The following is a 26580-nucleotide window of genomic DNA, read 5'->3' on the forward strand; positions in this document are numbered from 1 at the left end:
AGCTACTCGATCCAGTAGGCCCCTGTGAGAGCGAGTCGAAAGAGCGCTGCAGTGAGAAAGGTTTTCTGGCCATGTCGCTGGCGAGCTACTTGGAATTGCTGGACTGGACCGCCCGCCAGACGGCCTCTGGCAAGCGCGGCAGAACACCCGCGAGCGTCCCGCCGATCCTGCAGCGTCTGGGCTTGGATCGGGCTTCGTGGTGTGAACTGGTCAGCGATTTTGGCAAGCTGTTTGGTACGGTAGCGGGACGCCCCGGTTGTGTTGACGCGATGCGTAGTCACCGTACCCATCGTCGCTACCACATGCGTCGGCGGGCAAGAGAGCTATTCGCGGACGCTGGTTAAAGTCAACGATCGCATCTTCTTCGCTCCAGCGGATCACCTTTCCGGGTCGATAACGCTTGCGGCGCACACTTTCAGGCTGCCAAGACGGCAAAGTAGCTCGTTTCGGTACCTGAGCGGCTGGAGAGATCTCACGAATTGCCGTCTACTCCCAACGGGCCACTTGCGAGGGGTCAACAAAGTGTCGTGTCCCCAGATGCTTGTCCCCCAGTATTCAGATTCCCCGCCTAACAAGACCCACCCAATCGCTACTATCATCACGATGGCCAGTAGCGCGGCGGCAGCAACGCGAACGGATGTCGCTCGGTTTCTCACAAACCAATCGACTGCACCGATGCACGAGGGCACGAGCAGGATGAGTCCATACAGCCATGGTCAACAAAGTGCCGTGTCCCCAGGTGCTTGTCCCCAGGTGCTCTGTTTGCTCTTGCTCGGTTCGGTGGGTTGCGGGTTTGCGAACTGCTGATCGTCAAATGGTCGGATGTTCGGCTGGATTATGGCCGTATTCAGATCAACTCACCCAAAACGGGACTGCGGTTCTGTACGATCTTCCCGGAACTGCGTCCGATTCTGGAGGCCGCTGCGGCTGAGCGTGAAAACGATTTGGTGATGAATCGCCGTCTGGTCGTCAATCACTTGCCAGGTGCGAACATGGCGACCCACATGCAGCGGATTATCGAGTCTGCGGGAATTGTTCCGTGGGCGAAGACTTTTCAGAATTTGCGGGCGTCACGACGAACCGAGTTGCAGGAATGTTTCGCCGGTCACGTTATCGATGCATGGCTCGGTCATTCCGCCGCCGTGGCCGCCAAACACTATTTGCAGGTGACCCCCGATCACTGGGCCGCTGGAGCGTCGATCACAACAGTCAAGATTGACACCGCCACAAACGGCGGTGTCCTGGGCGGTGTCACACCTGCCGCTACCGACCACCATGGAGAAAGCCCGGACACAAAAAAACCCCGCAAAACGCTTGGTTTTGCGGGGTCTGTGATGGTGGGTAATGAAACCCAGATGATCCCTACGGGACTCGAACCCGTGTTGCCGCCGTGAAAGGGCAGTGTCCTAGACCGCTAGACGAAGGGACCTCTAAAACGACATCGCTGCCGTGATGGGCGTGTTTTTACAAGGAGACGCTGAGGGCGTCAAGGGTTCATCGGCGAGGAGCTGGGAAAAACGTATTAAGTTCGTTTTAAGCCCCTTCACGCAGGAAACGAGGGCATCGCCAACCAAACTGCTCGTTTGGTGAGGATGGCGAAAACGGAGACGGGCGCATCGCAGGAATTCAACGAGAGTCCGTTCGCGAGTTTTCGCGAACTAACCCTCGACGGAGCTATCGGAGGCTTCGTTGGAACGCTGGATCGCTTCGTAGACTTCGTGTCGATGAACGGGCACCTCACGCGGGGCCTCAACCCCCAGACGAACTTTGTCGCCGCGGATTTCAACAACAACGATTTTGATATCGTTATTGATGATGATGCTTTCGTTCTTCTTTCTTGACAAAACCAACATGGACTAATTCCTTTACAATGGCCACAGTATCTCTCAAAAACGACCTTCCAATTCATCGGTAGGAAGGACAGGCCGTAGGGTTCTTAACCGTGGACGGGGATCCTAGAGCACTTTACTCTAGGACAAAAACGGACGCGGTCAAGGAATTCTGGGTTGACAAACCCGTAAAAATCTCTTTTCCATCCAATATACGCTCGATGGTGACGGAATGTCCCCCTATTTTTCATTTCAAGCCTATGTTTATCGCGGACAAGGGCGCCCGTTAGGTCGTACGCTCGAACAAGCTGCTGAGGCGATGAATTCACTGCCAGGACTGTTTTTTGAGTGGGACGGTTCACTGACGTGGGCGAACCAGACCGCCGGGTGGCAAATTGACGCCACCATTTTCGACGATGGTCAACAGATTCAGTACATCGATTTACATGGCCGAGCAGTTTCGCAGGAGGGCTGCCGGCGGCTGAACGAGCGGATCGGCGATCTCTTTGCAGCCTGGGGCGACCCGGATGAGCTCAACCTCATGCGGCTACCGGACCGACGATGGCAAAATTTACACGACTTTGCAAAAGAGTCGCAGGGCGACGACTGACTCTCCATCAATCGAGGACGGCGAAAATTTGCCAACCCCACGCATCCTCTCGCCCACCGAGCGGCTAAAAATCAGCGGGATGCTGGCGTCAAACAGGGAATTTCTTAGTCGATCGCCAGGCCAGCCACATTTGCCTTCCGAATACTCGGCCTAAAAACTCGATGCCTCCGACGCATTGGCATGGTTTGTGCTTTACATCGCAATATCGTTAAAAACGGAAACGCGATCTGACAAGCTTGCGACCGACACTGTTCCCATCTTTTCAGGATGAAGACCTATGATGACTGCCACTGCCACCCCATCGTCCACCGCTTCAACGTTCGTCTCGCCCGTCGCTGATGTGGCTCAAAATGAGACACAGCTCTCGGATATCGAGATTTTGCGTCGGGTTCGCAGCATCCGCAGTAGCTGGACGGTTACCGAGCGGATGGAGCGTCGGCAAGAAGCCGGAGAGCGATTTGCCCGTTTGATTGAGGCTTTATCGCTGGACCATTCAGCCGCCTAAGGCCCATCGCGTAGCACGCGTTTGGGTTTCCCAGTTGGCTGCAAACGGTTTAGACTGCCGGTTTTCGCTTCCACGGGAGGGACACGACGCGTGCAAAAGTATCGGTTCAAAGAGATCGTTGCGACCTATTGGCAGACGCATCGATTGCGATTCGCGAGCGTGGGACTGACCACATTAGCATTAACAGGTTGTGGACGACCGGAGCCGTCGACAGACGCTGCTCCTGCGGCAACCACTGGCGAGATGTCGGGCACTCAGCATCTGGCTGAAGGCAGCTCGTCTCTGACAGCGGAATCGTTGCCGCCGCCGACTGCGTCTCCCGAGCTGTCACCACCGGTTGGCGTAGACGACACGGCTGATCAGCCGCCCTCCAGCGAAAATGCGCCTCCACCCCGCATTCCGGCGATCGATGGGGCGAGTCAACGCCCTCAGCTTCGACCTGATTGGGGCCCCGGAGAGCTGAACGCTTTTCTGGGAGATATTGATCGTGAAATGGGAGCCTTGATCAATGGGCAGGCCGGCAACACAGACCCGCGCGCCGTCCAGGAAGAGGTCGTGCGTCTTGTCGCGTTAAAACGAGTTGCCGCCGAGCGTTTAAGTGAACACCCCGATGGGACTGAACGCGATCGCGTCACCGGTCGCCGTGGTGTATTGCAAGCCCTTTCCCACTTGGCGTCCATGGGTGACTTGAAAGCCGCCGAGGAGCTGCAGGCGATTGCTGAGGACTCTCGCAATTCGCCCGACACGGCTCTGCGGTCAGATAGTCAATTGGTGCTCATTGGCCTGGGGATTGAATCTCTCCGCCATGGCAAATCGGATGCCGCCGCCCACGTGATGGATCTCGCGCACGAGTTACTCGAGGGTGATCAACGTGTTGATGTCGCCACGCTGATGGTGCTCGGACAGGCCAAGGACACGCTCCTGCAGTATGAGTACCAGGCAGAAGCCGAGGAGATTCGGGATCTGATCACTGATCGGTTTGGAGACGCTCAAGACGCCGAGGTCGCTCGCATGGCGGCAATGATCGCGTCATCTGGATTCTCACAGGCCAATTCGGCGCTCGAACATCTCGACCAACTCCGCCAGCAAATCGTGGCGACCGCCACGACTGCCTCAAGCAACACTCCCGACGAGCATCATTCGACAATGCCGGTCGAGGTATCGGCGTGGCAAGCGGCCATCAAAGACGTGCTATCGACGCCAGCGGACCTGTTGACGGTCGAGTTTCTTTGCGGCGCAAGTTTGGAGGCCGAAGCGGTGGGTCGAAATGATATCGCTGCGGCCACTTACGACGTGCTGCAGCGGCAATTCGCTGACCGCCAAGACGCAATCGGACGGGTCGCGAGGACCGCGCTGCGTGCCCGTGAGAATCGCCAGGCGGTGATCGGCCGCGAATTTGACCCGGATCTCCCGACAGTCAGTGGACAGCCCGTAAAGATGGCCGACTACCGAGGTAAAATCGTCCTGATGCCGTTTTGGTCGAGTGCCTTCCCCAATTCGCTGGCGGTCCTGCCAAACCTGCAGGAAATCCAGGCGAAGTATCCCGACCGCGTCTCGATCGTAGGGATGAACCTCGACGTGGCGGGCACGGACGTGGAAGGATTCATGCAGCGGGACGGACTGAGTTTCCCGAGCTTCCGCAGTGAGTCCGATCCCAGTGCCGAGATCGTTAACGAGGTAGCGTACCGGTTCGGTGCCGTGACACTGCTGTTCGTTGCGATCATGGATGCCGAGGGAAAAGTCGTTCATCTCAATTTTTCGGGTGAAGATTTGATGCCAGAAGTCCAAAAGCGGATTCGTTAAATTAAAATCGATAGCAACGGGGGACCGAACGACCGGTCCTCGATCCTCTCTAGCCCCTCGGCAAATCATGTCGGCAACCTCAGTCATGCAGTTCATCGAACTGACCGGCAAAACATTGCTGGATGTCGTCAACGAAGGCGAGATCGATATGCGGCAATTGCGTGATTCCGGTGTGACCGGTGACTCCATCTTGCGGATCAATAAGTTCGGAGAAATCGAACTACGGCAATCCAACGAATGGGTCATGGTCGGCGGCCTCATCGGCAATTTCGACGACCGCTTGCGCAAAATCACAAAACTCGATTGGTTATCATCTTAGGAGGGGTTCCTTCCAGCGATCATCCGATCGATACATGAAACCATCCGCGTTTTGATTCGGCGCCGCCCGTACCGCGGGAGCGTCTGCTGTTTCATGGCACAGTCTACTTGCCGGTTGATGTACTATCCCAACGCGTCAGCGCGGTATGCCATCTCGTCCCTCGCTTGCGTTCCTGCTAGGGCAGGAGCCCAGTCGATGAAATAGACTGTCGCGAGATTCGCAGGCAGCGCAGAGGCCATCCTACGAAAAAACCGCGTGAGCTGGGCCCACGCGGTTTCGCCGTTTTAGGATGCCGTCGACTCGCCCCGGAGAGCGAGTCGATCAGGGGTTTCAATTAGGCGCCACAGTTGGTGCAACCAGCACCAGCTTGCATGACAGGGGTGCCTTGGACGGGAGCAGCAACCGGAGTCGCTTGCACCGATCCGCAGCCACAACCGGCGGCTGGGGCACTGTAGACAGGAACCTGAATGGTAGTAGGAACCTGCTTGCAGACGCGAACTTGAACTTCCTTCATCGATTGCACAGGAACGCAAACGGTGTAGGTTTCTGGCACTTCTTCAGTGACGGTGTCATAGACAGTCACGTTGTAGGTGCGAGTACGAGTTTCGGGCACGTTGACGGTGTGCGAAACTTCGCGTTCGCGTTGTTGAGTTTCCATGCGAGTCAGATTGACAGTGCGAGTACGCTCTTCGTTCTTCATGGTCGTTTGATTGACCATGCGAGTGCGATCTTCGGTACGGCAACGTTGCACGGGAACCATCCGAGTGCGAGTTTCGGTGCGGCACTTGGTGACTTGATATTCACGAGTGCGTTGCTCTTGACGAGTCTTCTGAACCGAAACAGTACGGGTACGCTCTTCGGTTGTCATGGTCGTCACAGGAACTTCGCGGGTGCGAGTTTCCATCCGAGTGCGGTGAACAGGAACTTCACGAGTCCGCTCTTCGGTCGTGTACGTGGTGACTTGGTAGTCACGAGTACGGGTTTCTTGGCGATACCGAGTCACGGGAACGGTGCGAGTGCGAGTTTCCGTGCGGCAGCGAGTCACGTTGACAGTACGCTCACGGGATTCGCTACGCATGCGGGTAACTGGGACCATACGGGTCTTGGTTTCGCAGTTGTAGGAAGTCGTGGTGTAGGTGTAAGGGACTTGCTCGGTGGTCCGCTGATAAGTGGTCGTTGGAACTTGCTCGGTCACAACGTTAGGAACGTAAACGCGACGATAAGTTACCGCTGGAGCGCAACCGGCATTGGCGGCAACGCTGCCACCGCATCCGCAGCTGCTCTGGCATCCGCCACAGCCACCACATGGGCTACCGCAGGCGCTGGTGCTGCCATTGTCGCAGCCACATCCGCTTGCAGCGGGGGCAGTCGCGACTGCTTGGCACTCGTAGCTGCCCAGATCGCGTTGTACGGTTCGCATGCTGGTCACGGGGACGCACTTGCTGACGGTACGATAGGCAGTCTGAGTTTGCTGAACAGGCACCCGCACAGTGTACGTTTGGGCAACTTGCTCGGTGTAAGGAACCATGACATTGTACGTCTGCGTGACTTGTTCGGTGTAAGGCACGGTCACGTTGTAGGACTGTTCAACCTGCTCGGTGTAAGGCACGTTGACGGTGTACTCTTGCGTCTTGGTTTCGGTGTGCGGAACGCGGACGGTGTACGTTTGCGTTTGCGTTTCGGTGTAAGGAACGCAAACTTGATACTCTTGGGTTTGCGTGCTCGTTACGGGAACCTGAACGCTGTAAGTTTGTTCAACTTGTTCGGTGTACGGGACACAGACCGTGTATTCTTGCGTCTTGGTTTCGGTGTAGGGAACCTGAACCGAGTAGGTCTGTTCGACTTGTTCGGTGTAAGGGACCGAGACTTGGTAAGTCTGTTCGACCTGCGTGGTCACGGGCACCGACACTGTGTACGTTTGTTCTTCAGTGTACGGCACAGCGACTTGAACGTCGTAGGTTTCCGTCTTGGTTTCCGTCTTTGGCACGTTCACGGTGTATTCTTGCGAGCGTGTTTCGACACGAGCAACTTGTTTTGTGACGTTTCGAGTGCGAGTCTGAGTTTGACGCTCGTACGTGGTGGTCGGAACCATACGGGTTTCCGTCACGTACTGAGAACGCATTACCGTTTGCGTTTGATAAGACACTGTCGAACCACAACCGGCAGCATCACCGCAGCCTGCTCCGACACCGTCGGCACAGCCACCGCCACAACCAGCCGTTGAACCTTGCGAAGCACAACCGCTTCCGCTGGCGCAACCGCTACAACTTCCGCATCCTGCGTGGACCGAGGCAGCGAATAACATCGCTGCGGCGACCCCCATAAACATCCTCAAAACACTAGACTTCATTGAAAACCCTCTCGAAATGCTCACGATATTGTGAGGCAACAGAAGAAACACGGGCAAGCTTTAACGGCTGCGCAATCTGGGCGAACATCGCCCTGCAGTGATCCAAGGTAGATGCTGGGTAAGCTGTGTCAACAATGCAGGTGCCATTCGGCGGCAAGTTTCACGGATTTTTCAAGCAAGACGACCCCGGGTTGAAAAAAATATTTGAATATTTTTTGAGACACCTGTTCAGGGGGACATCCCTGCATCGCCGGCCACAGGCCTCACGCTGTCCCGCTGAGCTTAGAGCCGCCTCTGTCCCACCATCTAGGTTCCTTGGGAGGCGAACACTCCCTTGTCGATTGTTCCGCGCGATGAAGCCGCTATCCCAAATATTTTTGCGTGAGCGGATCGCCGAAGCGATGCCCGATCCGATTTGCAAACCGCCCGCAATCTGCGAACATAAAGAACGTGTTGCCGGGCGTTTTCGTCTATAGTTCTGAGTGTAGCGTTGGAACACGCATTTTGTACGACGAGATGAATGGCTTCCAGAGGTGGGGGGAAATCAAGCTGTGTCAAAAATGATTTGGGTAGGCGACGGGGGACAGCCACCCGAGGCGAGTTCCGCGGGCACCATCGATTTCCCCGGTGACGTCCAATGGGTACGTGCCGAATCGATCGTAGAAGCATTTCCCATGCTCGAGCAGGAGTCAGTCGCCGGCATCTGGCTAGAGCGTTCAACTCTGCCGCAGATTTCGGAGATTCGCGGGATCACCCAAAGTGGCTTGATGCTGCGGGACATGCCCGAAGGCGTCGCTCTGCTCGATTCCGATCTGCGGGTAATCTGGGCCAACCGGCAATTGCTCCAGTGGGCTGGCCGCGACGAAGGCCCCCCGCTCGGTATGACCTTTTACGAGCTCTTACACAATCCCGAAATCATGGGACCGGACTTCTGTCCGTTTCACACCTCGCTGGCGACAGGTGATCAGAGCCATTCGACGCTGCACAGCACCCACAATCAGTACTTCAAGGTCCACGCCGCTCCCATCTATTCGGCAGCCGCATCGCGACACCTCATCGTCACCGTTAGTGATATCACCGAAGAGATCCTCCAGGAACAGAAGCTGGCCGCGATCCACCAAGCCGGACGGGAGCTCGCCGATCTTCGCCCCAACGAGATCTTCATGATGGAGGTGGATGAGCGAATCGATCTTCTCAAAGACAACATCCAGCACTACCTCCGCGACTTGCTGAACTTCGAAGTCATCGAAATCCGAGTACTCGAACAATCCACTGGCGATCTACTGCCACTGCTGAGCGTGGGAATTGACGAGGAAGCATCCGATCGCAAGCTACTGGCGAGAATGCACGAGAATGGGATCACCGGATACGTCGCCGCCAGCGGGGTTCCGTACATCTGTCATGACGTGCTCAATGACCCGCTATTCATCCCCGGTGTCGCCAACACCCGTAGCTCGTTGACTGTCCCTCTGATTTTGCACGACCAGGTGCTCGGAACCATCAACGTCGAGAGCCCCGATGTCGCCACGTTCACCGATAGCGACCTGCAGTTCCTAGAGATTTTCGCTCGAGACATCGCCTTCGCACTCAACACGCTGGAATTGTTGGTCGCGCAAAAGGCCAACACAGCCCAGCAAAGTTGTGACGCGATTCACAGCGCCGTCGCGATGCCAGTCGACGCCATTCTCAACGATGCAGTGCACGTGATGGAAGGGTATATCGGGCACAGTAGCGAGGTGATGGATCGTCTCAGCCGCATCCTGCAGAATTCACGCGATATCAAACGTACGATTCAGCAGATCGGGCAGAAGATGACCCCACTCGAGGCAGTTGCTGCCGACGAGAAGTCCGAACGGCACGTGATCCTGCGTGGCAAACGGATCTTGGTCGTCGATGAAGACGATCAAGTTCGTGAGGATGCTCACCGTCTACTCGAACGCTACGGATGTGTTGTTGAAACCGCCCATGCTGGCGACGAGGCCTTGCTGATGGTTCGCCGCAGCGGTGGGCAGAATTCCTATGATGCCATCATCAGTGACATTCGACTCGCTGACTATAGCGGTTACCAACTGATGCTGCGTTTGGGCAAGTTTATGGATCACGTGCCCATGATCCTGATGACCGGTTTCGGTTACGATCCAGGGCACTCTATCGTCAAAGCCAAACAGAACGGACTGCACCCCAAGGCGGTCCTGTACAAGCCATTCCGCTTAGACCAGCTCATCGACGTCTTAAAAACCGTGCTCGAGGCAGCCCCCAAACCGATTGCAGAACCACCAGAGGATGCCGGCAATAACGATGGCACCGAGCATTCGGCGTCCACTCCCAGCGGCGCTCGTCCCTAGGCCCCTGCCTCACCGACCACCCCCACTCCCACTCCCACTCCCGGCACGACGAACCTGATGGGCCACGGCGATCACGAGCACGACAGCGACTCCATCGAATTTAGCGACATTGAATTGCTCGCTTTCCTCGATGAGTTACTCGCACCAGAGAATTCCGCCAGGATCGAAGTTGCCATTCGCGAGCACCCTGAATTGCACCAGAGACTGGTACGCCTGCGGGGTCAAAACGTCGCTGGTCTCCATACCATTGGAGCGATCTGGCGGCGTGAGCGGCTGAGTTGTCCCGATCGCGAATTGCTCCGTCGCCACTTATTGGGCGAAATTGGGAGCGAGGAAAGCGACTACATTCGGTTTCACCTCAATGACATCGGTTGCCGCGTTTGCAATGCCAATTTCGATGACCTAACTCAAGCAATCGCCCAAGAGCGAGATTCCCAGCATCGCCGGCACCGGATGTTTCAGACCAGCGCCGGTCATCTGCGTTAGGATCGCGACAGGGTCGTCACCCCCTGCTCAGCGATCAGGACTTTTGCGTGACGGAGTGACGTCAATAGCGTCCAACTGACCGCAGAGTTCCACGATTAAACCCTCAGGGGGCGAGCATCCGCTCAAACATGCTGCGGTTGGAGACGCGGACGTCATCGCAGCGACGCACGATCTCTGCCGGATCCGATTCACCGAGCAGGGCCGCGAGCTGTTTCATTTCGAGGGTGTCGGGCTTACCGTCGGCTGACAGCGGCAATTCATGGCGAGCAGGCGTGTCGATCAGTCGCAATTTTGTTTCGACATTGCGCAAATAACGATAGTTATCGATCAGTTTCTCAGCGTCAGCCCTGTCATAGACACCGGCAGCAGCGAGGTCGCTCAGCGCCGCCGCCACCCCCGTGGCAATCTCGGCATCCAGTCTTCCCGCTGATTTCAGCACTCCCGCGGCGACGATGAACTGCGCGTCGACGGTGCCACCGACGCCACGCTTCATATTGCCAGGCGCGGCTGTCGACTCGCCGCGCTGCCGGAGGGTCTTGAACTCGGCAAACTGGCTGTCACGCCACGGTGTCTGCCGAATCGCTTTGGCGATGGCAGCGCTGACGAGTTCGCGGGTCCGACGCGATCCTGAGAACGCGCGAGCTTGGCACAAAGCTGCTCGTCGCCACAGCGGCGCGCCGCCTAAACGAAAAGGTTTAATGAACTGGTCGATGGAGTAGGCCAACACTGTTTCATCGGCACCCTGAGCCAAGGGCAGATCAACTTCATAGAGTCGATCACCTGCCGAATCGACTGTCCTGACAACGTTCTGAGCCAATTGGTTAAAAAACTGGCGGTTGGAGAGTGTTGCTTTGGGACCGCCGACGCGGCGCTGCGTTTCGCCTTCGGCTGTGTACAGAAACGTCAGGTCGAGATCACTATGATAGTTAGGCTCCCGCCCGCCGTATTTCCCCAGTGCAACGGCAACCATTTCCACCGGCTCATTCTGCTCATTAACCGGATCACCAAATCTCGCCGTCAGGAGTTCAAGCTCGCGATCGATGACCCGCCGCAAACAGGCGTCCGCGGTATCACTGAGGGACTGACCGATCGCGTCTACCGTCTCTTTGCCCAATAGGTCACGCGTGCCAATCATCAAATGGCATCCGGCCCGGAATGTTTGCAGGATCGGGCTCAGATCGTCCGCGAACTGGCACAACCGAATCGATTGCGCGTCGAGGCGTTCCGATGGCGGCAGGCGATTCATCAGTAACGAGTCGACCAGTTCGTCGATCATCCCCGGATTCTCCGTCAGGATACCGGTCAGGTAGGGCGTCAGCGAACACAGATTCACCATCAACGCCAAAGTTGCCGGGTTGGCACCGAGCAACTCCCAAAGAGTCGCCTTGGCACCGATTGAGTCGGCGACTTTACTAAGTTGGTCGAGAGTTCGATCAGGCGCAGGCGTGCGCGCAATTTCACGCAGCAGGTGCGGGGCCAGGCCTGCGAAAAACTGGCGACATCGGCGCGGTGATAGAAAGGATACCGACTCATGACTGAGTGATGAGATCTGGTCGGCGGCGCGGTCGAGATCAATAAATCCATGACCTCGCAAGACCTCAGCAAACCTATCGGAATCCGGATCCGGATCAAGAATCAATTCAGTTTCGATTTCGACTGCATCGATGTCGGGGGCGAGATCTGACTGAGCAGCCACCGGGCGTACGGCGAGGTCGGATGCCGCTGTTGGGCTCGCGGCGACGTCCTGAGCCATCAGGTGATTGATGATCTTGCGGTTGACGTCGAACGTCTCGTCCAACAACTTTTCAAATCGCTCGCGGTCACCGACCGCGGCTTTTTCGTCAGAGCCATCACCGCTCTCGCCACTGCGATCCCGCGGCCGGCGCACACCCAACCGCCACGCCAAGCGAGTGCGGATCAGATCGTCATCGGGCAGGTAAGCGACTCGGTGGTCCAACAAGACGGCGAGGTGGTGCTCAAGCCGACAAAGTCGCGCGTGGTTCTCGGACAAAATGGAGGCTTCCTGCTGCGTCAAGCAACCGTGTCGGTTCAATGCCGCGATCGCATCGAGCGTCCCCGGGACACGAACCTCAGGCAACTCACCGCCGTGCATCAGCTGCAAGAACTGGATCGTCAGCTCAATATCGCGGCGACCACCAGGACAATCGGCGATCGGAGTGCCGCGCTGAGTGTCCACAGAGAGTGCGCGTTTTTCGAGTTTGCGGCGCAGGACCCGTATGTCCGCGATTTCACTGCGACTAAGAAGACGATGGTAGACCCAAGGCTCCATCTGCTTTAGGAACCAATCTCCCAGCCCACGATCGCCGGCAGCGACCCGACCTTTGACAAACGCCAGACGCTGGAAGGTCTGGTTCTCGCGTTCGTAATAGGCTGCTGCATCACTGGCAGCGTGGAAATCAACTTGCCGCGATGCAGATTCCCCCGTGCGGATAAAATCACTCAGCCGCTGGGTATCGGCGGTCGCGAAATCCTCACCCGGCTGCTGTACGAATCGGATGTGGATCGACACGACCGGACCGCGATTGGAACCGAGCAGGCCGAGCAATCCGGCCACGATATGACGATTGAATTTGAGGTGACTCTCGTTTCTTCGGTCGATCTGATCGCACAATAGCAGCAGGTCCAGTGGCGAGTCGTAGCCAATTTCCTCGCCGCCATAGTTTCCCAACGCAATGATCGCGTATTTCGGTTCGCTAGCATCGATCCGTTGCGGGTAATTGAACTGCGAAGCAACTTGGTCGATCGTGAAATCCAGTGCAGTCGCCAGCACCGCGTCGGTGAGATGGCTGATCTGCCGGGCAACGCGATCGGGGGCCAGTCCGCGTACGAATTCGCCGTAAGCGATCCGCAAAACCTCGCGACCGACGTACCGTCGAATCGCAACCGCTGCACGCGGGATCGATGCGGTGGTGCGGAGCTCGTGCGCCAACTCGTCGCGTAACTGCTCCCGCGATGTTGGGCGGCCGTCACTGGCACGGATCAGGTCGAAGCTTTCTGGATCGCTGATCAACAACTCAGCCACCGCTGGACTGGTTGAAAGCACCTGCAGAAGCGCTGGCAGGGCTTGGGGATCGCGATCAAACAATGCTAACAACGAGGTTGGGCTGCGAGAAACATCCACAAATCGCTCGAGTAGTTGCACCGCCCCATCGGGATCGTCAACCAAGCCCAAGTGATCATGCAGGGACGTCCACAACCCTGTCAAAAGGTCCGGCGCAACACCGCTAGCAGCAATTTTTTCCAATGCAGCGAGCACACGGGCGGAGTCAGTGAAGCGATTCTCACGCAGGGGATGGTAATCGTTGAACGAATTCACAGCGGTCGTCATCGGGGCATTCTATGGATGGGGCGGCTCGCACGACCTGCCGGCAACAGCCGTTGAAAGCCAACGCGTCGTCATACGTGTCGGGAACTTTCCCAACTTAACGGCATCTAATCCTGCTAGGGACGTATCGCCCCGAGTTTACGCCCCAGGGGCGAGTTGGTGTAGCGGAGTCGGAGGATGGGCAATTCATTCCTATTTTTAACCTTGTTGACGCAAAACCTGACCTACCTTTGAACATGCGAACGCTGGGGAACGTGGGATCGGGAAACGGTCCCACGCTGGTGGACGAGTTGATTGAAATCACCGGGCGTTGCGTGCGAGCAACATCGCGATGAGCCTCGTCCACACCCTGCGCCGCTACGCTTCTCTGACCACGGGCGTTTATTACGCCTAACCTCCTGTGCGGCAATTACTTGCGATGATTCATGCGTTACCTGAGTTCTCCGCTGGCACCAACAGTGCATGGTGTTCCTTCCCAAACAGCTTTGACGATCAACCGGGAGACGAGGAGAACCTGATGGGCAAAAAGTTTAGCAGTCGCAGTTTGCAGGATGACGCCTTTGATGCCGAAGACTCCATCTCCCGTCGCTCGCGGACCATGGGTCAAGATTTCGCCGACGCGGTGTCCGACGACTCGGAGCTGAACTCACTCTCCGACGATGATTTGGTCGTCCGCCGGGAGGAAATGCCAACGGATCCTACGGAGGATCCCGTCCGCATGTATCTGATGCAAATGGGCCAAATCCCGCTACTTACCCGAGATCAAGAGGTTTCTGCCGCTGTCCAGATCGAGGCCACACGAGAACGCTACCGTCACTGCATGATGGCGACAGATTTCATGTTGCAGGCTGCCTTGAAATTGCTGCAACAGGTGCGTGATAAACAACTGCGACTGGACCGTACGATCGAAGTCAGCGTGACGAACGCCGCCGAGAAGAAGGCGATCATGAAGCGGATCGTTCCCAACACCCGTACACTGGGGCATCTGCTGGAGAGAAATCGCAACGATTACTTGACGGCGATCAATAAATCACTGCCCATGCGGCGGCGCCGAGCGGCATGGCGAAACCTTGTCGTTCGCCGCAACAAGGCCGTGCGATTGGTCGAAGAAATGAACCTGCGGACGAACAAGTTGCAGCCCATCTTCGAAAAATTGCGTCGCAGTGCGATGCGAATGAATGAGATTCGCCAAATCTTAGACGCACCTCATCGGCTGGCGCTGGCGGGCATGCCGCCGGTCGCGGAATTGCAGAGCGAGTTACGACAACTCATGCGTCTGACGTACGAGACACCTAAAACGCTGTCCCGCCGCGTCGATCGCTGCGACACACTTCGCGATGACTACGATGCCGCCAAACGCGTGCTGTCCGCGGGAAACCTGCGTCTGGTAGTGTCGATCGCAAAAAAATATCGCAATCGCGGACTGTCTTTCTTGGACTTGATCCAAGAAGGCAACACGGGTTTGATGCGTGCGGTCGACAAGTTCGAACATGCCCGTGGTTACAAATTCAGCACCTACGCGACTTGGTGGATTCGCCAAGCCATCACGCGGGCCATCGCCGATCAAAGCCGCACCATTCGCGTGCCGGTACACATGATTGACACCATGAACAAGATTCGTCAGATCACCCGTGATCTCGTGCAGGAATTTGGTCGCGAGCCGACTCCCGAAGAAGTCTGTGCACGTAGCGGATTGTCGCTCGACGACACACGAATCATCTTAAAGATGGCCCGCCAGCCGTTGTCGTTGGATCAGCCGGTCGGCGATCACGAGGACAGTGCGTTCGGAGAGTTCTTGCAAGATCACCGCGACCAAGACCCGCTGATGGAAACCAATCGCGAGGCGTTAAAGCATCAGATTGACCTCGCGATGGAAACGCTCAATTATCGTGAGCGTGAGATCCTACGACTGCGGTACGGCTTGGCCGATGGCTATACCTACACGCTCGAAGAGGTCGGCCGGATTTTCCAAGTGACTCGAGAGCGGGTGCGTCAAATTGAGAGCAAGGCCGTTCGCAAACTGCAGCAGCCCTACCGAGCGAAATCGCTGGTCAGCTTTCTCGACGGTGCCGAATTGATCATGTTTGAAAGCAGCGAAGCGATTTAGCGGCTTCGAAGCGATTTAGCGAATGACGACCGATGGCTTCACGACATTGCCGACGCCGCGCTGGACGCCTATGCTGAACAGGCAGTCGACCGACACATCATGGCAATCCATTGCTGTGGCGTGACCGACTGCGTTCTTCGTCTTCGCACACTCCCGAGCCAGCGCCATGCCATTGTTTGAGATCGAAACCGACGCACATATCATCATCACATGGTCCGAAGACGAAGTTTCCGCGCAGACGGTCGTCGATGATGCCTATCCCGAAGATGAAGTCCTGCGAATCACTAAGCGGCCGCGGGATTCCTGGGTGATCAGCAAGGGCGCCCTGGGACTGACCGACCGCACCCTCGATCCATGCACGATCGCGCGGGACTGTCTCAGCAAATCGGCTGGCGACAAAGTCAATGCGATTCGCCTGTATCGGATGGAGACGGGTTGCGACGTCGACCAGGCCCGCCGCGCCATCGAATCGAACATGGTGATGGGATGGTAGCCTCGCTCGGTCGAGCGTGGTGGTGGTTTCTGCTCTGTTTGCCCTTGGTCGTCGGCTGCGACGGCTGCCGGTTAACCAGTGAACCTGACGAAGCGGCCCCGCAGAGTGAAACGCAGCAACCGCCCTTCACGTCTCGCGCCGCCGATGCATACCCTGCATCGCGCCCCGATATGCAGACCAGCGAGAGTCCCAACGGATCGGTAAAACCGGGTCATTGGACGAGCGCCCGACTATCCATACGCAGCAATCTCGATGACCGCCGCGGCGTGGTGCAAACTCGCAGCGAGGTTGGCGAGTCTCCAAACGGTCTGCTCGACGATGGATCGCTGGACGCACTTGAACCTGAGTTAACGAGTTCGTTTTTTGTCCGTCGCCCCGCTGTCTTGCCCAAGGGACAAATGCGGCGATTGGAGACGCGTTTCCTCGCGCCTCGTCGCGAAGGCCAGATGTTTGAAAACGTGATCATGGACGGGCAGTTTCTGGGGCGCGATTCGACTGCCCGCTTCGACCTCCGTCCCGCCCGCTTTGCGGTGATGTTGCCCCAGACGTATTTCTTGGTCATTCTCACCAACCGCCCCGAACGATTCACTCGCTGGCAAACATCAAATTGGGTACGTGCGGTTCACGGTGCTGACTCTTTCAAGCGACCACCCCAAAACTACCGTATCGTCATTCCGCCCACGCAAGGCGTGCTACCACTTGCGGAAACCGCCCTCGACTGGACCTCGACCGCCGTGTTGTTGTGGGATGATTTACCAGCGAGCTCACTGACACCGGGACAGCGAACCGCTATTTTGGACTGGCTGAATTTTGGTGGGCTGATTGTTGTCAACGGCCCGGCGGGAGTTGACTCGCTCACCGATGCTGATTTTCAGGACCTATTGCCTGTGATCCCCGGTGGCGCTGCCGAACTGCTAGCGGGCGACGCGCAAGATTTCATTCGTTCTCATAGCGTCGTCGCCGACCCCTCCACCGCGAGGGTAATCGAAGACCTCCAAGGCAATTCCTCGTTCGTCGCAGCGGCTGGCCAGCAAAGACCAGACGCCTTGGAGATCGGTGATGGGGGACTGCTGCTGGAACGCCGGGTGGGACGTGGAAGATTGGTGCAGTCCCGAATCGATCTGATGAGCCCGTGGCTCATGCCCTGGAAGTCGTACGACAGCTTCGTCAACTCCGCGATCCTGGCACGGCCGCCACGAGTATTTCGACGCGAGCAAGTTGCCGCCGACGCGACCCCATCGGCCGCGACGCCGCTCTCGCCAGAGACACCACTCGTTTCACCGGATGACGCGACAGTTCTCGGATCAGACATTACTCCGTCCCCGTCTGTGCGACAGAGTTTTGTGGGATTTCATACGGACGTGACCTCGCCAGCGATCAACACGGGGTTACGGCTGTTTTCGCGTGACGCGAAAATGCGAGTTCCTCGCAATGATGACACGGCAAGCGAGACGCCGAAATCGGAATCAACTGCGGACGCCGACGCACCATTCGCAGCGTGGAAAAGCGATGACGTGTGGCCGCACCCAGTTAGCGGTCTGGGTGCCTGGACGAACGAGAGTGATCTGCTGACCTGGGGCCAGAACCAACTCCGTCAAGAAATTGGCGTGACGATTCCCAAATCCTCCTTGGTGTTTCGTAGCTTGCTGATTTATTTAGTGATTTTGATCCCCCTGAATTACACCGTCTTTCGATTGCTCGGTCAGCTCGAATGGGCGTGGCTGGCAGTCGTGCCGTTGTCAATCGCCGGCGCGTTTTGGGTGGCCCACGCCGCCCAACTCGATGTTGGATTCGCACGGAGTCGCAATGAAGTGGCCATGCTCGAATTGCCCGTGAATTACTCTCGGGGTCACCTCACGCGAGTGGTTGGACTCTACAACTCGCTGGCGAGCCGTTACCGCATCGATTTCAACAGCCCTGATGCTGCGATCGAAGTCATTCGGAGGCGAGGCCAGGACGAACAGGACGCGAGTTTGTTTGGCACGGTCGATGCTGATTTCGAACTCGGCTTCGAAGCCGGGCCCTCCATGAATAACATCGGCGTGGGTAGCAACTCGTATGGCGTTGTGCATGCGGAGCAAATCATCGACGTCGCCGGCCCTGTACACCTGCAAACCACTGCGCAGGACGCCCCCCGCCGCTCCATCGACGGAGCATCCATCGTGAATGATTCCTCGCTAGAGCTACTCGATGCTTTCGTGATCGAACGTGACGCAGCGGGGGAGGCGAGGATGGCGACTTTGGGCACGATCGGCAGCGGTGCCCGAAAATCGATTCGCATGCAAGCGGTCGGGAGGGTGGTGGTGCCAAGGGACCTCCCCATGGGCATGACTGACGCGATGAACCAACTACTCGCTCACGACGCAATCCCTCCGGGATCGGCGCGACTGGTGGCACGCCTCGACCAAGCGATCGGCGGAATGAAGATCTCTCCTGATTGCAAACAGGTGCGAGCGCAAACACTCGTGCTCGCCCATCTCGCTCACCCTCAGCGTGCTCCTGCAATGAGCGACGAAAATCTAGTCGGCGATGCACTGCCGTAGCTGCTCGGAGCAATCCCACGGATTCTGCCCTCCCCAGGCAGTTGTGATGGAAATAGTTGCTGGCCCTGCGATACCTTCGTTCGCGGTAGGGGTTTGTTCTTTAGCAGCACAAACAACTCACTCCGCGTTGGGAGATGGAATAAATGCATCATACGGCACATCAAGACGCTTCAATTGCTAAACCACAGTCGTCGCCGCCCCGGCAACGCGACACGCTGTCGGATACAGGGGTCATGCGCATCCTTGGCGAGTATCCTCCCCCGCATGAAAAGGCGGCACATGAAGAACTGCCGGCGATGCGGCAATGTCCACTCTGCTCACGCAATGTTCCCGAGGCCTCAACCGTCTGCAAACATTGCCAATGTTACGTTGGTCCGTCACCCGACTACCTGACTTCGCTGAACGGGTCAACGCACAAGCAGCGGCCCCAGCCATGATGTTGAATTCGCATTCTCAGGAGCGTAGCTACCCGCTTGTCGCGGTAGCTTGGAGGTCCTGTTGCATGGCTCGAGCAACGCTGTCGACGAAGCGTCGTTGGTAGTAGCGAATCACGGGCGTTCCAATTCCGGCCGCAATGCTGCTCGCACGTGAGAACGAGCGAATTGAAAATCGAACCTTTTCAGTGTTCGGATCGAATGCCACGGTGAACCGTTCCTCGCCAATCATGATGTGCCGCCCCAGCGTGCCCACAGCGAATGAGAAACAGTGACCACCGTCCGTCTTGGTGGGGGACCTCACATCCACGACGCGGCAGCAATTGAGCGTCCACACTCGCATCACACGCGCGACGATGGCGGTGTCTTGGCCAACGAACAGTGGCCCGTCGCGAAACAGCGAAACCCATGGAAGTTGCAGACAGCGACCTTGCTGCAAATTTTCACACGCAGCGGCAAAGCACGCCTCTCCACGCCCCAGATCGACAGCGTGTTCGTTGTGAAAATAATTCGCCGGCATCGCACCCCAGGTTTCACCGACCTCTTGATACGACAGCGCGTCATTACTCTGATTGCGTGTGCATCTCAGCAGCTCAAGTTCGGTGGGTCGTCGCAGTGTGATCATGCCTTCGCATGTCCCGCAGCTTCTCCGGCGAGAGCCCTGGCAATGGCGGCATCAACCGACATTGCATCGATCTGAAAACGCTCGGCGGAAGAATCCGTTACGATCGTCGGATTGGCCAGTCCCGTCACCATGTCCGAACCGATGCGAGCAGTTTCGGGGGTCACCAGCGACAGCCACAATCCAGATAGCCAGGGAGTTAAAAACGGAACCGGAATGAAGACGCGTCGCAGGCCATTTTGTTGGGAATACTCAGCCAATATCTCACGGTAGGTTGTCGTGTCGGGGGTGCCGATTTCGACAATCTCCGATGCGGACAGTTCAATATCCGCTGCGGCCATCAGGTAGCGCACCAAGTCGGCAGTACCGATAGGTTGGGTCTGCGTGGAGAGCCATTGAGGACAGATCATTACTGGCAGACGGTGACAAAGATTCTTAACCATTTCGAAAGAGAGACTTCCCGCCCCAATCACCATCGCCGCGCGAAACTCAATCGTAGGAACGCGACCCTGCCGCAGAATTCGTCCGACCTCTTGGCGACTGCGCAAATGCTCCGACAGCCCATCAGCCTCCCGACCGAGGCCCCCAAGATAAATTAGCCGATCGAGTCCGGCCTCAGCGGCTGCATCACGAAAATGACCGGCCGCCCTGCGATCTCGCTGAGCAAAATCACCGTCACCCGACATCGAGTGCACCAGATAGTACGCTAGATCGCACCCCTCCATGGCCCGTCTCAACGAATCAGGCTGCAGCACGTCAGCTTCGATCACCGAAATCCGTTCGTCCTCCCTAAATTCGCTCTTCGTGCGATCGCGCGTCATGCAACGAACATAGAAACCGGCCTCGAGGAGCCGCGGCAATAACGCACCGCCCACGTGTCCAGTCGCGCCAGTCAGCAGAACATGACGTCGCTCGTCAAACATAATTGAGTCCATCGTGTACTAACCGCATAGTGTTCCCATACATAACTCGCGCACGTCCTGCAAAGCCGGCTTAATCCCTCGGACTACGCGACGAATCGCCCTGACTACTGATCACCGCAGCAACGGCTTCTTTAGGAATAATTTAAATGATGCCTCGCTCAATACCTTCATCGCTACATAGGAAATCGGGAAATCATGGCTCATCCAGCGAAAGCGTACTCTGTTTGATGGAGCGAGTAGAGCGTGAGCTCAAAATACTCACGGTCGCGGATACCGTAGGATTGCCTTTGGACAGTCTTGATTTTGTTGCTGGTGCCCTCCATCGGTCCGGATGATATCCGGTGCGCAAAATAGTTCATCAGTCCCTCTTCATGCCGCATCAACGTCTTGGCCATTGTTTTGCGGAGGGGCCAGTCCGGTCGCTATCGCTCGCTCACACCAAGACCGCAGGAACAACTGGGCCGGCCAGCGAAACGTATACCTCCAAAACATTCGCAGCTCCTCCTTGAGATAATACGCCGTGGCTAGCGGCTCATTGAGTTCCAAGGCCGCGGCCAGGTGTGCTTCCTCGTTGCGATCTGCACGTAGGTTCTCGGGATTCTTCAGCAGCAGCCATCGACTCCCCTTGAGCACCGACTTTTCAGCGGCGGTCGCTTTCTGGAAGAGTTGCCGACGGAACGTCGTCAACTTTTCGTTCATTAATTTCACGACATGGAAGCGGTCAAACACGATATCGGCGTTAGGAAGGTTCCCACGCACCGCAAGGATGTAGGCGCTGGACATGTCCATCGCAACCGCTTCGATGCGATGCCGCCGACGGCCCAGTCGTTTCCAAAAAGGTACCAGCGAATCGGCCGATTTGCCTTCTCCCACGAAGATAATCGCACCGCTGTCCAGGTCCATCACCAGCGTCACGTAGCGGTGACCTTTGCCAATGCAGATCTCATCGATGGCGATTCGCCGTACGTCTTTCAGGGAAGGATTGGCAAATCGCCGCTGGAGGTCCGTCTTTTTGATTTCTTTGATCACATCCCAGGTAACGCCAAGCAGATCAGCAACGTCCTTTCTCGTCATGCTTCGAGTTAACTGCAAAGCGTATTTCCCCCAGCCCTTGGTGTAGCTTCGGCGGGCGGCGGCAAATTCAATTTGGATTTGGCGAACGGCCCCGCAATCATTGCACTGCACGCGAGGCGAGGAGGCGACGACTACGGTCCGTTTTAGGCCGATCGGAGAAGCTCGAAATTCTCGTTGCCTGAGCTCTCGACGGATCACGTTCCGGCTATCGCACGATGGACAGTAAATCGCCTTTTCGCTTGGCTGGACATAAAATCGTGTGACGCCTTTGGAGAACTCAATCCGCGTCTGCTGGAAGCCACGGATGCCAAAGGACTGATACAACAAGGTGGTGGACATGTGCATTTTTCAAAGAAGACGTGAGAAATCTCCTCGAAAGATCGCATGTCCACGCTTTTTCTTCCATACACCACATTCTCGATCGCCCCCAGCCTCGCGCACCCGTCAGTTGGATGAGCCTACTTTCTCGACATCCTTGTCACGTTGGGAGTTCGCTGCCATCCCTTCAAAATGCACTGTTCGTGGCTATTCCTTCGCCCAGTTGAACTTTTGCTTAAGGCCATTTAGATGTTGATAGCCGATGATTTTTTCATGCTGCAATCGTCCCACCAGAATCCCCGGAGCAATCCTAAGTTCTTCCGCCAACGCCAGCACGGCACTAATGGACTTGGTTGTTTTTAGAGCAGCGTCGAACTCACGCGGAATGAGAAGCTCGCGAGCGAATTTATTGGCGGCAGCCTCTCGCGGGTCATCTGAGTACCTCACATCAATGTAAGTTTGCTTCTTACTGTCACTAAGAATATGCCCGGCTTCGTGAAACAACGTGAACCAGAAAATGTCATTCATTTTGCCTCGAAGATTGACCGCAATCATCGCTTTGTGCGGGGATAGCCATCGTGCCGCTCCGTTGATTTTCCCACCCTTGATTTCCGGCACCAAGCACAAGGCAACACCTGATGCTGCGAATGCTTCCTTCATCTTGGGAATAAAAACGCCTGGTGCTTCCATTGTCAGCTCACGAATCTCGGAAACAGCCGCTGCAAATGCTCGTCTATTGAAGTGTTGGGCTTCGATCGATTCGGACTCTTTTTCGGCGATCCTAAGCCAAGTTGCCAGCCGGCAGTCCAGACACGACGCATCTTGTGACTTCCGAAAAGAAAACTGACCTTCGCACCAACCGTCCCTCCATGCTCCAACAGTTGCCACCCGAAAGAAGCTCAGCGTTTGTTCGAGAAGAGAGATCTTGTCCTGCGTAGCTTCGAGGTACCCGCGTTTGACTAGTTCGTTGGTGGGAACCAGCTTCAGCCACTCAATATCTTTCGCAAGCTCTTCGCGAGCTTGAAGGCGAGCCAACTGCTCTTGATACTCCGCTTCCAAGTTGTTCCAGATTCTGGCGGGAACGTTGGTTACACGTTCCAGCAGCATTGCCGTTTGCTGCGTTAACGGGGCCTTGCCCTTGATGATTTGATTGAGGGTCTTGGTCGCCAGGCCTGTTCGCTCGGCGAGTTCTCGTTGGTCAATCCCCAGTTCGTCGATCGTTTCCCGGAGCGTTGCTCCAGGTGGGACGGCAAAGTCCGGTTCGTAGCGGTATCGTTTTGCGTTGGTTGCCATCGGTGCTGCCGTTTTTTATGCGTTGTGTATATTTAGGGTCGTTTCGCTCCATCGCGGCTCAGTGGTAATCCTTGATTGCCTGAATCACTACCGCCGTGACCTCCTCCAGAATCAGCCCTCCGTCTTTCTTGCGGGGAAGTGGGTCGTGATCCGGTGAGAAAATCAGGCGATATGGATGTGCGAGATCCACGGCAAACTTCCCTTTCAGGTTTCCGGTTAGGGCGTGACAACGTGCTCCTGGGACGAGGAGCAAGTCAGCAAGCGTCTCGGCAGCTTGCATTTGCCCTAGTCGCATCTGCAACTTCAGAGCCATGGGCTTGCCGAACTTCGCCTGTGACTCCGTCGCGGACGAGCAAATTTTGCAAAGTTTCTTGTTGGTAAATTCGATCTGCAACGGAGATGTCCTTGAGAAATAGTTTACCGAACTGGTAAACAAAAAGCAATAACACAAAGCATAGCGAAAGTGTAGCCAAGTGGCAAAACGGGGCATCGGGGTTGACTTTTCGGTTAAATCAGCCGGCAATCAAGACGGTCACTCGGTAAGGTGCAGCAAATGGCCTGGTGCTGATCTGTTCAATCTTTGGAGGCGACTTAGGCGTGCGAACGTGAACACTTTGGGCGGGGTTCTGTCAGCCTCCGCAGTCTCAATCGCGACGGTATGCGACAGCCTCGGGCGCAAGTCCGAGGTGTACGAGACGATCTGCATCCACCAGACGCAACGCGACGAAAGGTGTGTTGTCACGATGCCCGGCCCAGGCAGCAAACCATTTATTGGTCTCAGTGTTGTAGTTCGTGAGAAGTCGAACCTCGTCAAAATTCTGCTGACTGAGAAGGGTCTTTGTCGGCCCGAGATCATCAGGCTCTGAAGGTCCAGAGCGAATAGCCTCCAGGATCTTTTTTGCCCGAGATGCAGACGAAGCGGCGGCCAGTGCCCGCAGGTCACTATGCCCAATCCACTGCACCAATACTCGCTTTTCCGCCATCCGCACCACTCCCGTTGTGAAATCACAACGGGGAGTTGTACTTCACCGAGATTAATAGCTCAATCTGGGAAGGCTGGAGCAGCACAGGGGAGAAAGACTGCAATGATTAGAGGGTGCGGAAGAACGATCACTCAAGTCAGAGAGCTCACAACCCCGAATACTTGAGCGTCTAAGCTCAACCGCCGGCAATCATGATTTCGGTATCGTTGAGAAGCGTGCCCGTCTCGAACTGCACGTTTTTGAGCGCGACCATGTACTCGGTCACTGCGAGATAATAACGGACCTGTGCTTCACTGAGGCGTCGCTGGGTATCGAGCAGCTCGACCAGACTGATCGGCAGCCCCGCTTCGCGGTTGGCTTCGAGTGTATCGAGCGCATCCTTCGCTGCGAGATATCGATTTAAACTCGTTTCTGCCAGGGCATAGGAGCGGTCGGTTTCGGCGATAACACTTAGCAGATCATGGATAATCTGGCGCTCCTGCTCGCGCAGTAATGCTTGGTCCCTCGCGATCTGCAGCTTTGCGTGCTGGACGGCCGCGTGTGCTTGTCGAAATCCAACAGGCATTCGGAATTCCAGGCCACCCTGATACTCTTGAAATCGTGTGTCGCCGATCTCTTCAAACGCGGATCCCGTCCCAGCGAGATCGGATCCCAATCCACGAATTCGATATGTCGATGTCAGGTCGAGTGTGGGCAGTAGGAAGTTCTTTGCAGCAAGCAATTCCATTTCCCGCCGCTTGACGAGCAGTCGCTGTTCTTGCAACTCAGCTCTCATCCGGATGGCTTGAGCTGACAGGGAATCGGTATCAAAAATCACCGGGGCAGTGGTGGGTTCATCAACGGGCCGCAGCAGCACTCCATCGCTAACAGGCAGTCCGATCAGCAATCGTAAACGACGTTCGCTCGCCAGGACGCCGCCAACCCCTGAGAACGTACCGCCGGAAGTCGCGTTGTAAATTTGCGTCCGCTGCACCAATTTCCCAGCGACTGCATCTTGGTATTCGCCTTGAAATCGGTAGTACTGCTCTCGGGCGAGCGCTTCTGCAGAGCCACCACGGCGATTCGAGGTTTTCTGGGCATCATAGCTGCGCCAAGTGAGGCGACTTCGTTCGAGAGCCTCGGCCCGGGCGTCGACATCGCGATAAGCAAACGCAAGATCCCAGTAGGCGTTGGCCACGTTGCTAATGTAGTTTCGGGTATTACGGCGGAACACCGCGACCGACATGTCGTTGTTGGTTTTAGCAATCAACACGCCATTGTAGACGCCTGGCAGGGCAGCCGCCCCGGCAATGCGGTTGAACGTAAGTCCACCTCCACGCAACAACGGTTGACGGATCTCAGCTTGAAACTGAGACTGCCACGCGCTTGGAACGAGGTTTCCCGTCGCGTTGTTCGCGTCGTAATCCGTCACACTGCGAAGCGCCAACTCAGCCCCCGTGGCCGTTCGCTTGGAGGTTTGAAAAACGTAGTCGTGTAGATCTTGCTGGAAGGCGTTGGCCCCCCCGCCGAAGAATCGGTTATTGAACTGGCGATCGTTGTTCTGCCATTGTCCCATCGCATACAGCTGAGCGTCGAACGCGGAGAGAGCCGCCTCGATACCGAGCTGCGGGTTGGTTTGCACCAGAGGTAAGGTCTGCTGACTAGCGACTTGCTCGGGAGCTCGCAGCACGGTGGCGTTGAGATCTCGAAGCACCTCCGAATTGGACAGCGCGATTAAGATCGTTTCACGCAGCGTCAAGTCGCGATAGGCTGCATTTTCGAGTGAAGTGGCATCTCGGATTGTGATCGGGGGCAGCGGTGCGGTCGTCAGCGCAATCGCTTCGGCGGCTTGCCCAGGAGGAGCCCCAGCGTCAACATTGGCCATGATCGCGTCGACGCAGGCGGTATCATTGCCAACCGTTTCAGGCAAGCTCTTGACGGCGCGACACCCCAACAGCCCCGCGAAGGCCGATAATAAAGCACCGGTGACAAGGGACCATAGGACAATGGAGAACAGCGGCCAGCGATGCCGCGAATCACGCAGTCGACGGGCAGACTCGACTCCATCACCGGCCAGCATGACCGGGGGTGAATCGGACATCAGTCCGTCCCCTAGCGATTCCCGTAACCCTGTTGCTCTGCCAGGATTCGGTTGGCCGGTCGATTTCGATGATGCGATCAAAATGCTGCGTTATAGAGTCGATGTCCGACAGATGTC

20 protein-coding genes, 1 tRNA gene and 1 pseudogene are annotated in these 26580 nt (G+C 56.6%); 10 read left to right on the forward strand and 12 right to left on the reverse strand.

Features of this window, described 5'->3' with window-relative positions; all coding sequences use genetic code 11:
* Positions 1-344: pseudogene (locus Poly21_RS18545) on the forward strand (hypothetical protein); the annotation flags it as partial.
* Between the two features lie 1012 nt (positions 345-1356).
* Here the strand turns inward: Poly21_RS18545 and Poly21_RS18555 are convergent.
* Together Poly21_RS18555 and csrA are read right to left on the reverse strand one after the other, a co-directional pair.
* A tRNA-Glu gene (locus Poly21_RS18555) sits at positions 1357-1429 on the reverse strand.
* 229 nt (positions 1430-1658) lie between these two features.
* Entirely contained in the window at positions 1659-1853 is a 195-nt protein-coding gene (gene csrA / locus Poly21_RS18560; protein ID WP_146408343.1) for a carbon storage regulator CsrA, read from the reverse strand.
* 208 nt (positions 1854-2061) lie between these two features.
* On the opposite strand from csrA, the gene Poly21_RS18565 reads away from it, so the two are divergent.
* The 4 genes from Poly21_RS18565 to Poly21_RS18580 all read left to right on the forward strand — a co-directional run bounded on the left by Poly21_RS18565 (position 2062) and on the right by Poly21_RS18580 (position 5066).
* Positions 2062-2439: a hypothetical protein gene (locus Poly21_RS18565; RefSeq protein WP_302119541.1), complete on the forward strand. Its 378-nt coding sequence runs from the start codon at positions 2062-2064 to the stop codon at positions 2437-2439.
* Between the two features lie 277 nt (positions 2440-2716).
* Positions 2717-2944 (forward strand): hypothetical protein, encoded by a 228-nt coding sequence (locus Poly21_RS18570; RefSeq protein ID WP_146408344.1) that lies wholly within the window; start codon positions 2717-2719, stop codon positions 2942-2944.
* Between the two features lie 90 nt (positions 2945-3034).
* A complete protein-coding gene (locus Poly21_RS18575; protein ID WP_302119544.1) occupies positions 3035-4747 on the forward strand; it encodes a TlpA family protein disulfide reductase in 1713 nt (570 codons plus the stop codon).
* A gap of 67 nt (positions 4748-4814) precedes the next feature.
* Positions 4815-5066, forward strand: a complete 252-nt coding sequence (locus Poly21_RS18580) for a hypothetical protein (protein ID WP_302119545.1) — start codon at positions 4815-4817, stop codon at positions 5064-5066.
* A 334-nt stretch (positions 5067-5400) separates the two neighbouring features.
* Here the strand turns inward: Poly21_RS18580 and Poly21_RS18585 are convergent, their stop codons facing one another.
* A complete protein-coding gene (locus Poly21_RS18585; RefSeq protein ID WP_146408835.1) occupies positions 5401-7395 on the reverse strand; it encodes a hypothetical protein in 1995 nt (664 codons plus the stop codon).
* Between the two features lie 572 nt (positions 7396-7967).
* Between Poly21_RS18585 and Poly21_RS18590 the strand changes: the two genes are divergently transcribed.
* Both Poly21_RS18590 and Poly21_RS18595 read left to right on the forward strand, forming a co-directional pair.
* Positions 7968-9761: a response regulator gene (locus Poly21_RS18590; protein WP_146408345.1), complete on the forward strand. Its 1794-nt coding sequence runs from the start codon at positions 7968-7970 to the stop codon at positions 9759-9761.
* Between the two features lie 57 nt (positions 9762-9818).
* Positions 9819-10247, forward strand: a complete 429-nt coding sequence (locus Poly21_RS18595; protein WP_146408346.1) for a hypothetical protein — start codon at positions 9819-9821, stop codon at positions 10245-10247.
* A 103-nt stretch (positions 10248-10350) separates the two neighbouring features.
* Here Poly21_RS18595 and Poly21_RS18600 read toward each other — a convergent pair whose 3' ends face one another.
* Complete coding sequence (locus tag Poly21_RS18600) at positions 10351-13596, reverse strand: [protein-PII] uridylyltransferase family protein (RefSeq protein ID WP_146408347.1); 3246 nt, start codon at positions 13594-13596, stop codon at positions 10351-10353.
* A 415-nt stretch (positions 13597-14011) separates the two neighbouring features.
* Between Poly21_RS18600 and Poly21_RS18605 the strand changes: the two genes are divergently transcribed.
* The 3 genes from Poly21_RS18605 to Poly21_RS18615 all read left to right on the forward strand — a co-directional run bounded on the left by Poly21_RS18605 (position 14012) and on the right by Poly21_RS18615 (position 18736).
* A complete protein-coding gene (locus Poly21_RS18605) occupies positions 14012-15700 on the forward strand; it encodes an RNA polymerase sigma factor RpoD/SigA (RefSeq protein ID WP_146408348.1) in 1689 nt (562 codons plus the stop codon).
* 166 nt (positions 15701-15866) lie between these two features.
* Positions 15867-16193 carry a DUF6793 family protein gene (locus tag Poly21_RS18610; protein WP_146408349.1) on the forward strand — a complete coding sequence of 109 codons (327 nt, stop codon included), beginning with the start codon at positions 15867-15869 and terminating at the stop codon, positions 16191-16193.
* Entirely contained in the window at positions 16187-18736 is a 2550-nt protein-coding gene (locus Poly21_RS18615; RefSeq protein ID WP_146408350.1) for a hypothetical protein, read from the forward strand. The genes Poly21_RS18610 and Poly21_RS18615 overlap by 7 nt, the downstream gene beginning before the upstream one ends.
* A 465-nt stretch (positions 18737-19201) precedes the next feature.
* On the opposite strand, the gene Poly21_RS18620 is transcribed toward Poly21_RS18615, so the two are convergent.
* The 8 genes from Poly21_RS18620 to Poly21_RS18650 form a co-directional block, all read right to left on the reverse strand.
* The gene (locus Poly21_RS18620) at positions 19202-19795 is read right to left on the reverse strand and encodes a DUF1990 domain-containing protein (RefSeq protein ID WP_146408351.1); all 594 of its coding nucleotides are present in this window, start codon (positions 19793-19795) and stop codon (positions 19202-19204) included.
* Entirely contained in the window at positions 19792-20727 is a 936-nt protein-coding gene (locus Poly21_RS18625) for an NAD(P)H-binding protein (protein ID WP_146408352.1), read from the reverse strand. Before Poly21_RS18625 ends, Poly21_RS18620 begins: the two co-directional genes overlap by 4 nt.
* Before the next feature lie 188 nt (positions 20728-20915).
* On the reverse strand, positions 20916-21110 hold the full coding sequence (locus Poly21_RS27700) for a transposase (RefSeq protein WP_302119550.1): 195 nt from the start codon (positions 21108-21110) through the stop codon (positions 20916-20918).
* Entirely contained in the window at positions 21085-22128 is a 1044-nt protein-coding gene (locus tag Poly21_RS18630; protein WP_302119552.1) for an ISL3 family transposase, read from the reverse strand. Before Poly21_RS18630 ends, Poly21_RS27700 begins: the two co-directional genes overlap by 26 nt.
* Before the next feature lie 186 nt (positions 22129-22314).
* Positions 22315-23400, reverse strand: a complete 1086-nt coding sequence (locus Poly21_RS18635; protein WP_146408353.1) for a helix-turn-helix domain-containing protein — start codon at positions 23398-23400, stop codon at positions 22315-22317.
* 58 nt (positions 23401-23458) lie between these two features.
* On the reverse strand, positions 23459-23794 hold the full coding sequence (locus Poly21_RS18640) for a type II toxin-antitoxin system RelE/ParE family toxin (protein ID WP_302119553.1): 336 nt from the start codon (positions 23792-23794) through the stop codon (positions 23459-23461).
* Positions 23795-24044: 250 nt separating this feature from the next.
* Positions 24045-24383 carry a hypothetical protein gene (locus tag Poly21_RS18645; RefSeq protein WP_146408355.1) on the reverse strand — a complete coding sequence of 113 codons (339 nt, stop codon included), beginning with the start codon at positions 24381-24383 and terminating at the stop codon, positions 24045-24047.
* A gap of 175 nt (positions 24384-24558) precedes the next feature.
* The gene (locus tag Poly21_RS18650; protein WP_146408836.1) at positions 24559-26442 is read right to left on the reverse strand and encodes a TolC family protein; all 1884 of its coding nucleotides are present in this window, start codon (positions 26440-26442) and stop codon (positions 24559-24561) included.
* Positions 26443-26580 lie beyond the last annotated feature (138 nt).

This window comes from Allorhodopirellula heiligendammensis (assembly GCF_007860105.1).
GTDB lineage: Bacteria > Planctomycetota > Planctomycetia > Pirellulales > Pirellulaceae > Rhodopirellula > Rhodopirellula heiligendammensis.

What these genes read in the sequence shown, in the direction of transcription:
- Poly21_RS18570 (WP_146408344.1), top strand. Translation starts at nt 2,717, where the DNA reads ATGATGACTGCCACTGCCACCCCATCGTCCACCGCTTCAACGTTCGTC.
- Poly21_RS18635 (WP_146408353.1), bottom strand. Translation starts at nt 23,400, where the DNA reads ATGGCAACCAACGCAAAACGATACCGCTACGAACCGGACTTTGCCGTC.
- Poly21_RS18585 (WP_146408835.1), bottom strand. Translation starts at nt 7,395, where the DNA reads ATGTTTATGGGGGTCGCCGCAGCGATGTTATTCGCTGCCTCGGTCCAC.
- Poly21_RS18565 (WP_302119541.1), top strand. Translation starts at nt 2,062, where the DNA reads ATGTCCCCCTATTTTTCATTTCAAGCCTATGTTTATCGCGGACAAGGG.
- Poly21_RS18630 (WP_302119552.1), bottom strand. Translation starts at nt 22,128, where the DNA reads ATGTCCACCACCTTGTTGTATCAGTCCTTTGGCATCCGTGGCTTCCAG.
- csrA (WP_146408343.1), bottom strand. Translation starts at nt 1,853, where the DNA reads ATGTTGGTTTTGTCAAGAAAGAAGAACGAAAGCATCATCATCAATAAC.
- Poly21_RS18595 (WP_146408346.1), top strand. Translation starts at nt 9,819, where the DNA reads ATGGGCCACGGCGATCACGAGCACGACAGCGACTCCATCGAATTTAGC.
- Poly21_RS18645 (WP_146408355.1), bottom strand. Translation starts at nt 24,383, where the DNA reads ATGGCGGAAAAGCGAGTATTGGTGCAGTGGATTGGGCATAGTGACCTG.
- Poly21_RS18600 (WP_146408347.1), bottom strand. Translation starts at nt 13,596, where the DNA reads ATGACGACCGCTGTGAATTCGTTCAACGATTACCATCCCCTGCGTGAG.
- Poly21_RS18580 (WP_302119545.1), top strand. Translation starts at nt 4,815, where the DNA reads ATGTCGGCAACCTCAGTCATGCAGTTCATCGAACTGACCGGCAAAACA.
- Poly21_RS27700 (WP_302119550.1), bottom strand. Translation starts at nt 21,110, where the DNA reads ATGGCCAAGACGTTGATGCGGCATGAAGAGGGACTGATGAACTATTTT.
- Poly21_RS18620 (WP_146408351.1), bottom strand. Translation starts at nt 19,795, where the DNA reads ATGATCACACTGCGACGACCCACCGAACTTGAGCTGCTGAGATGCACA.
- Poly21_RS18615 (WP_146408350.1), top strand. Translation starts at nt 16,187, where the DNA reads ATGGTAGCCTCGCTCGGTCGAGCGTGGTGGTGGTTTCTGCTCTGTTTG.
- Poly21_RS18610 (WP_146408349.1), top strand. Translation starts at nt 15,867, where the DNA reads ATGCCATTGTTTGAGATCGAAACCGACGCACATATCATCATCACATGG.
- Poly21_RS18625 (WP_146408352.1), bottom strand. Translation starts at nt 20,727, where the DNA reads ATGGACTCAATTATGTTTGACGAGCGACGTCATGTTCTGCTGACTGGC.
- Poly21_RS18650 (WP_146408836.1), bottom strand. Translation starts at nt 26,442, where the DNA reads ATGCTGGCCGGTGATGGAGTCGAGTCTGCCCGTCGACTGCGTGATTCG.
- Poly21_RS18605 (WP_146408348.1), top strand. Translation starts at nt 14,012, where the DNA reads ATGATTCATGCGTTACCTGAGTTCTCCGCTGGCACCAACAGTGCATGG.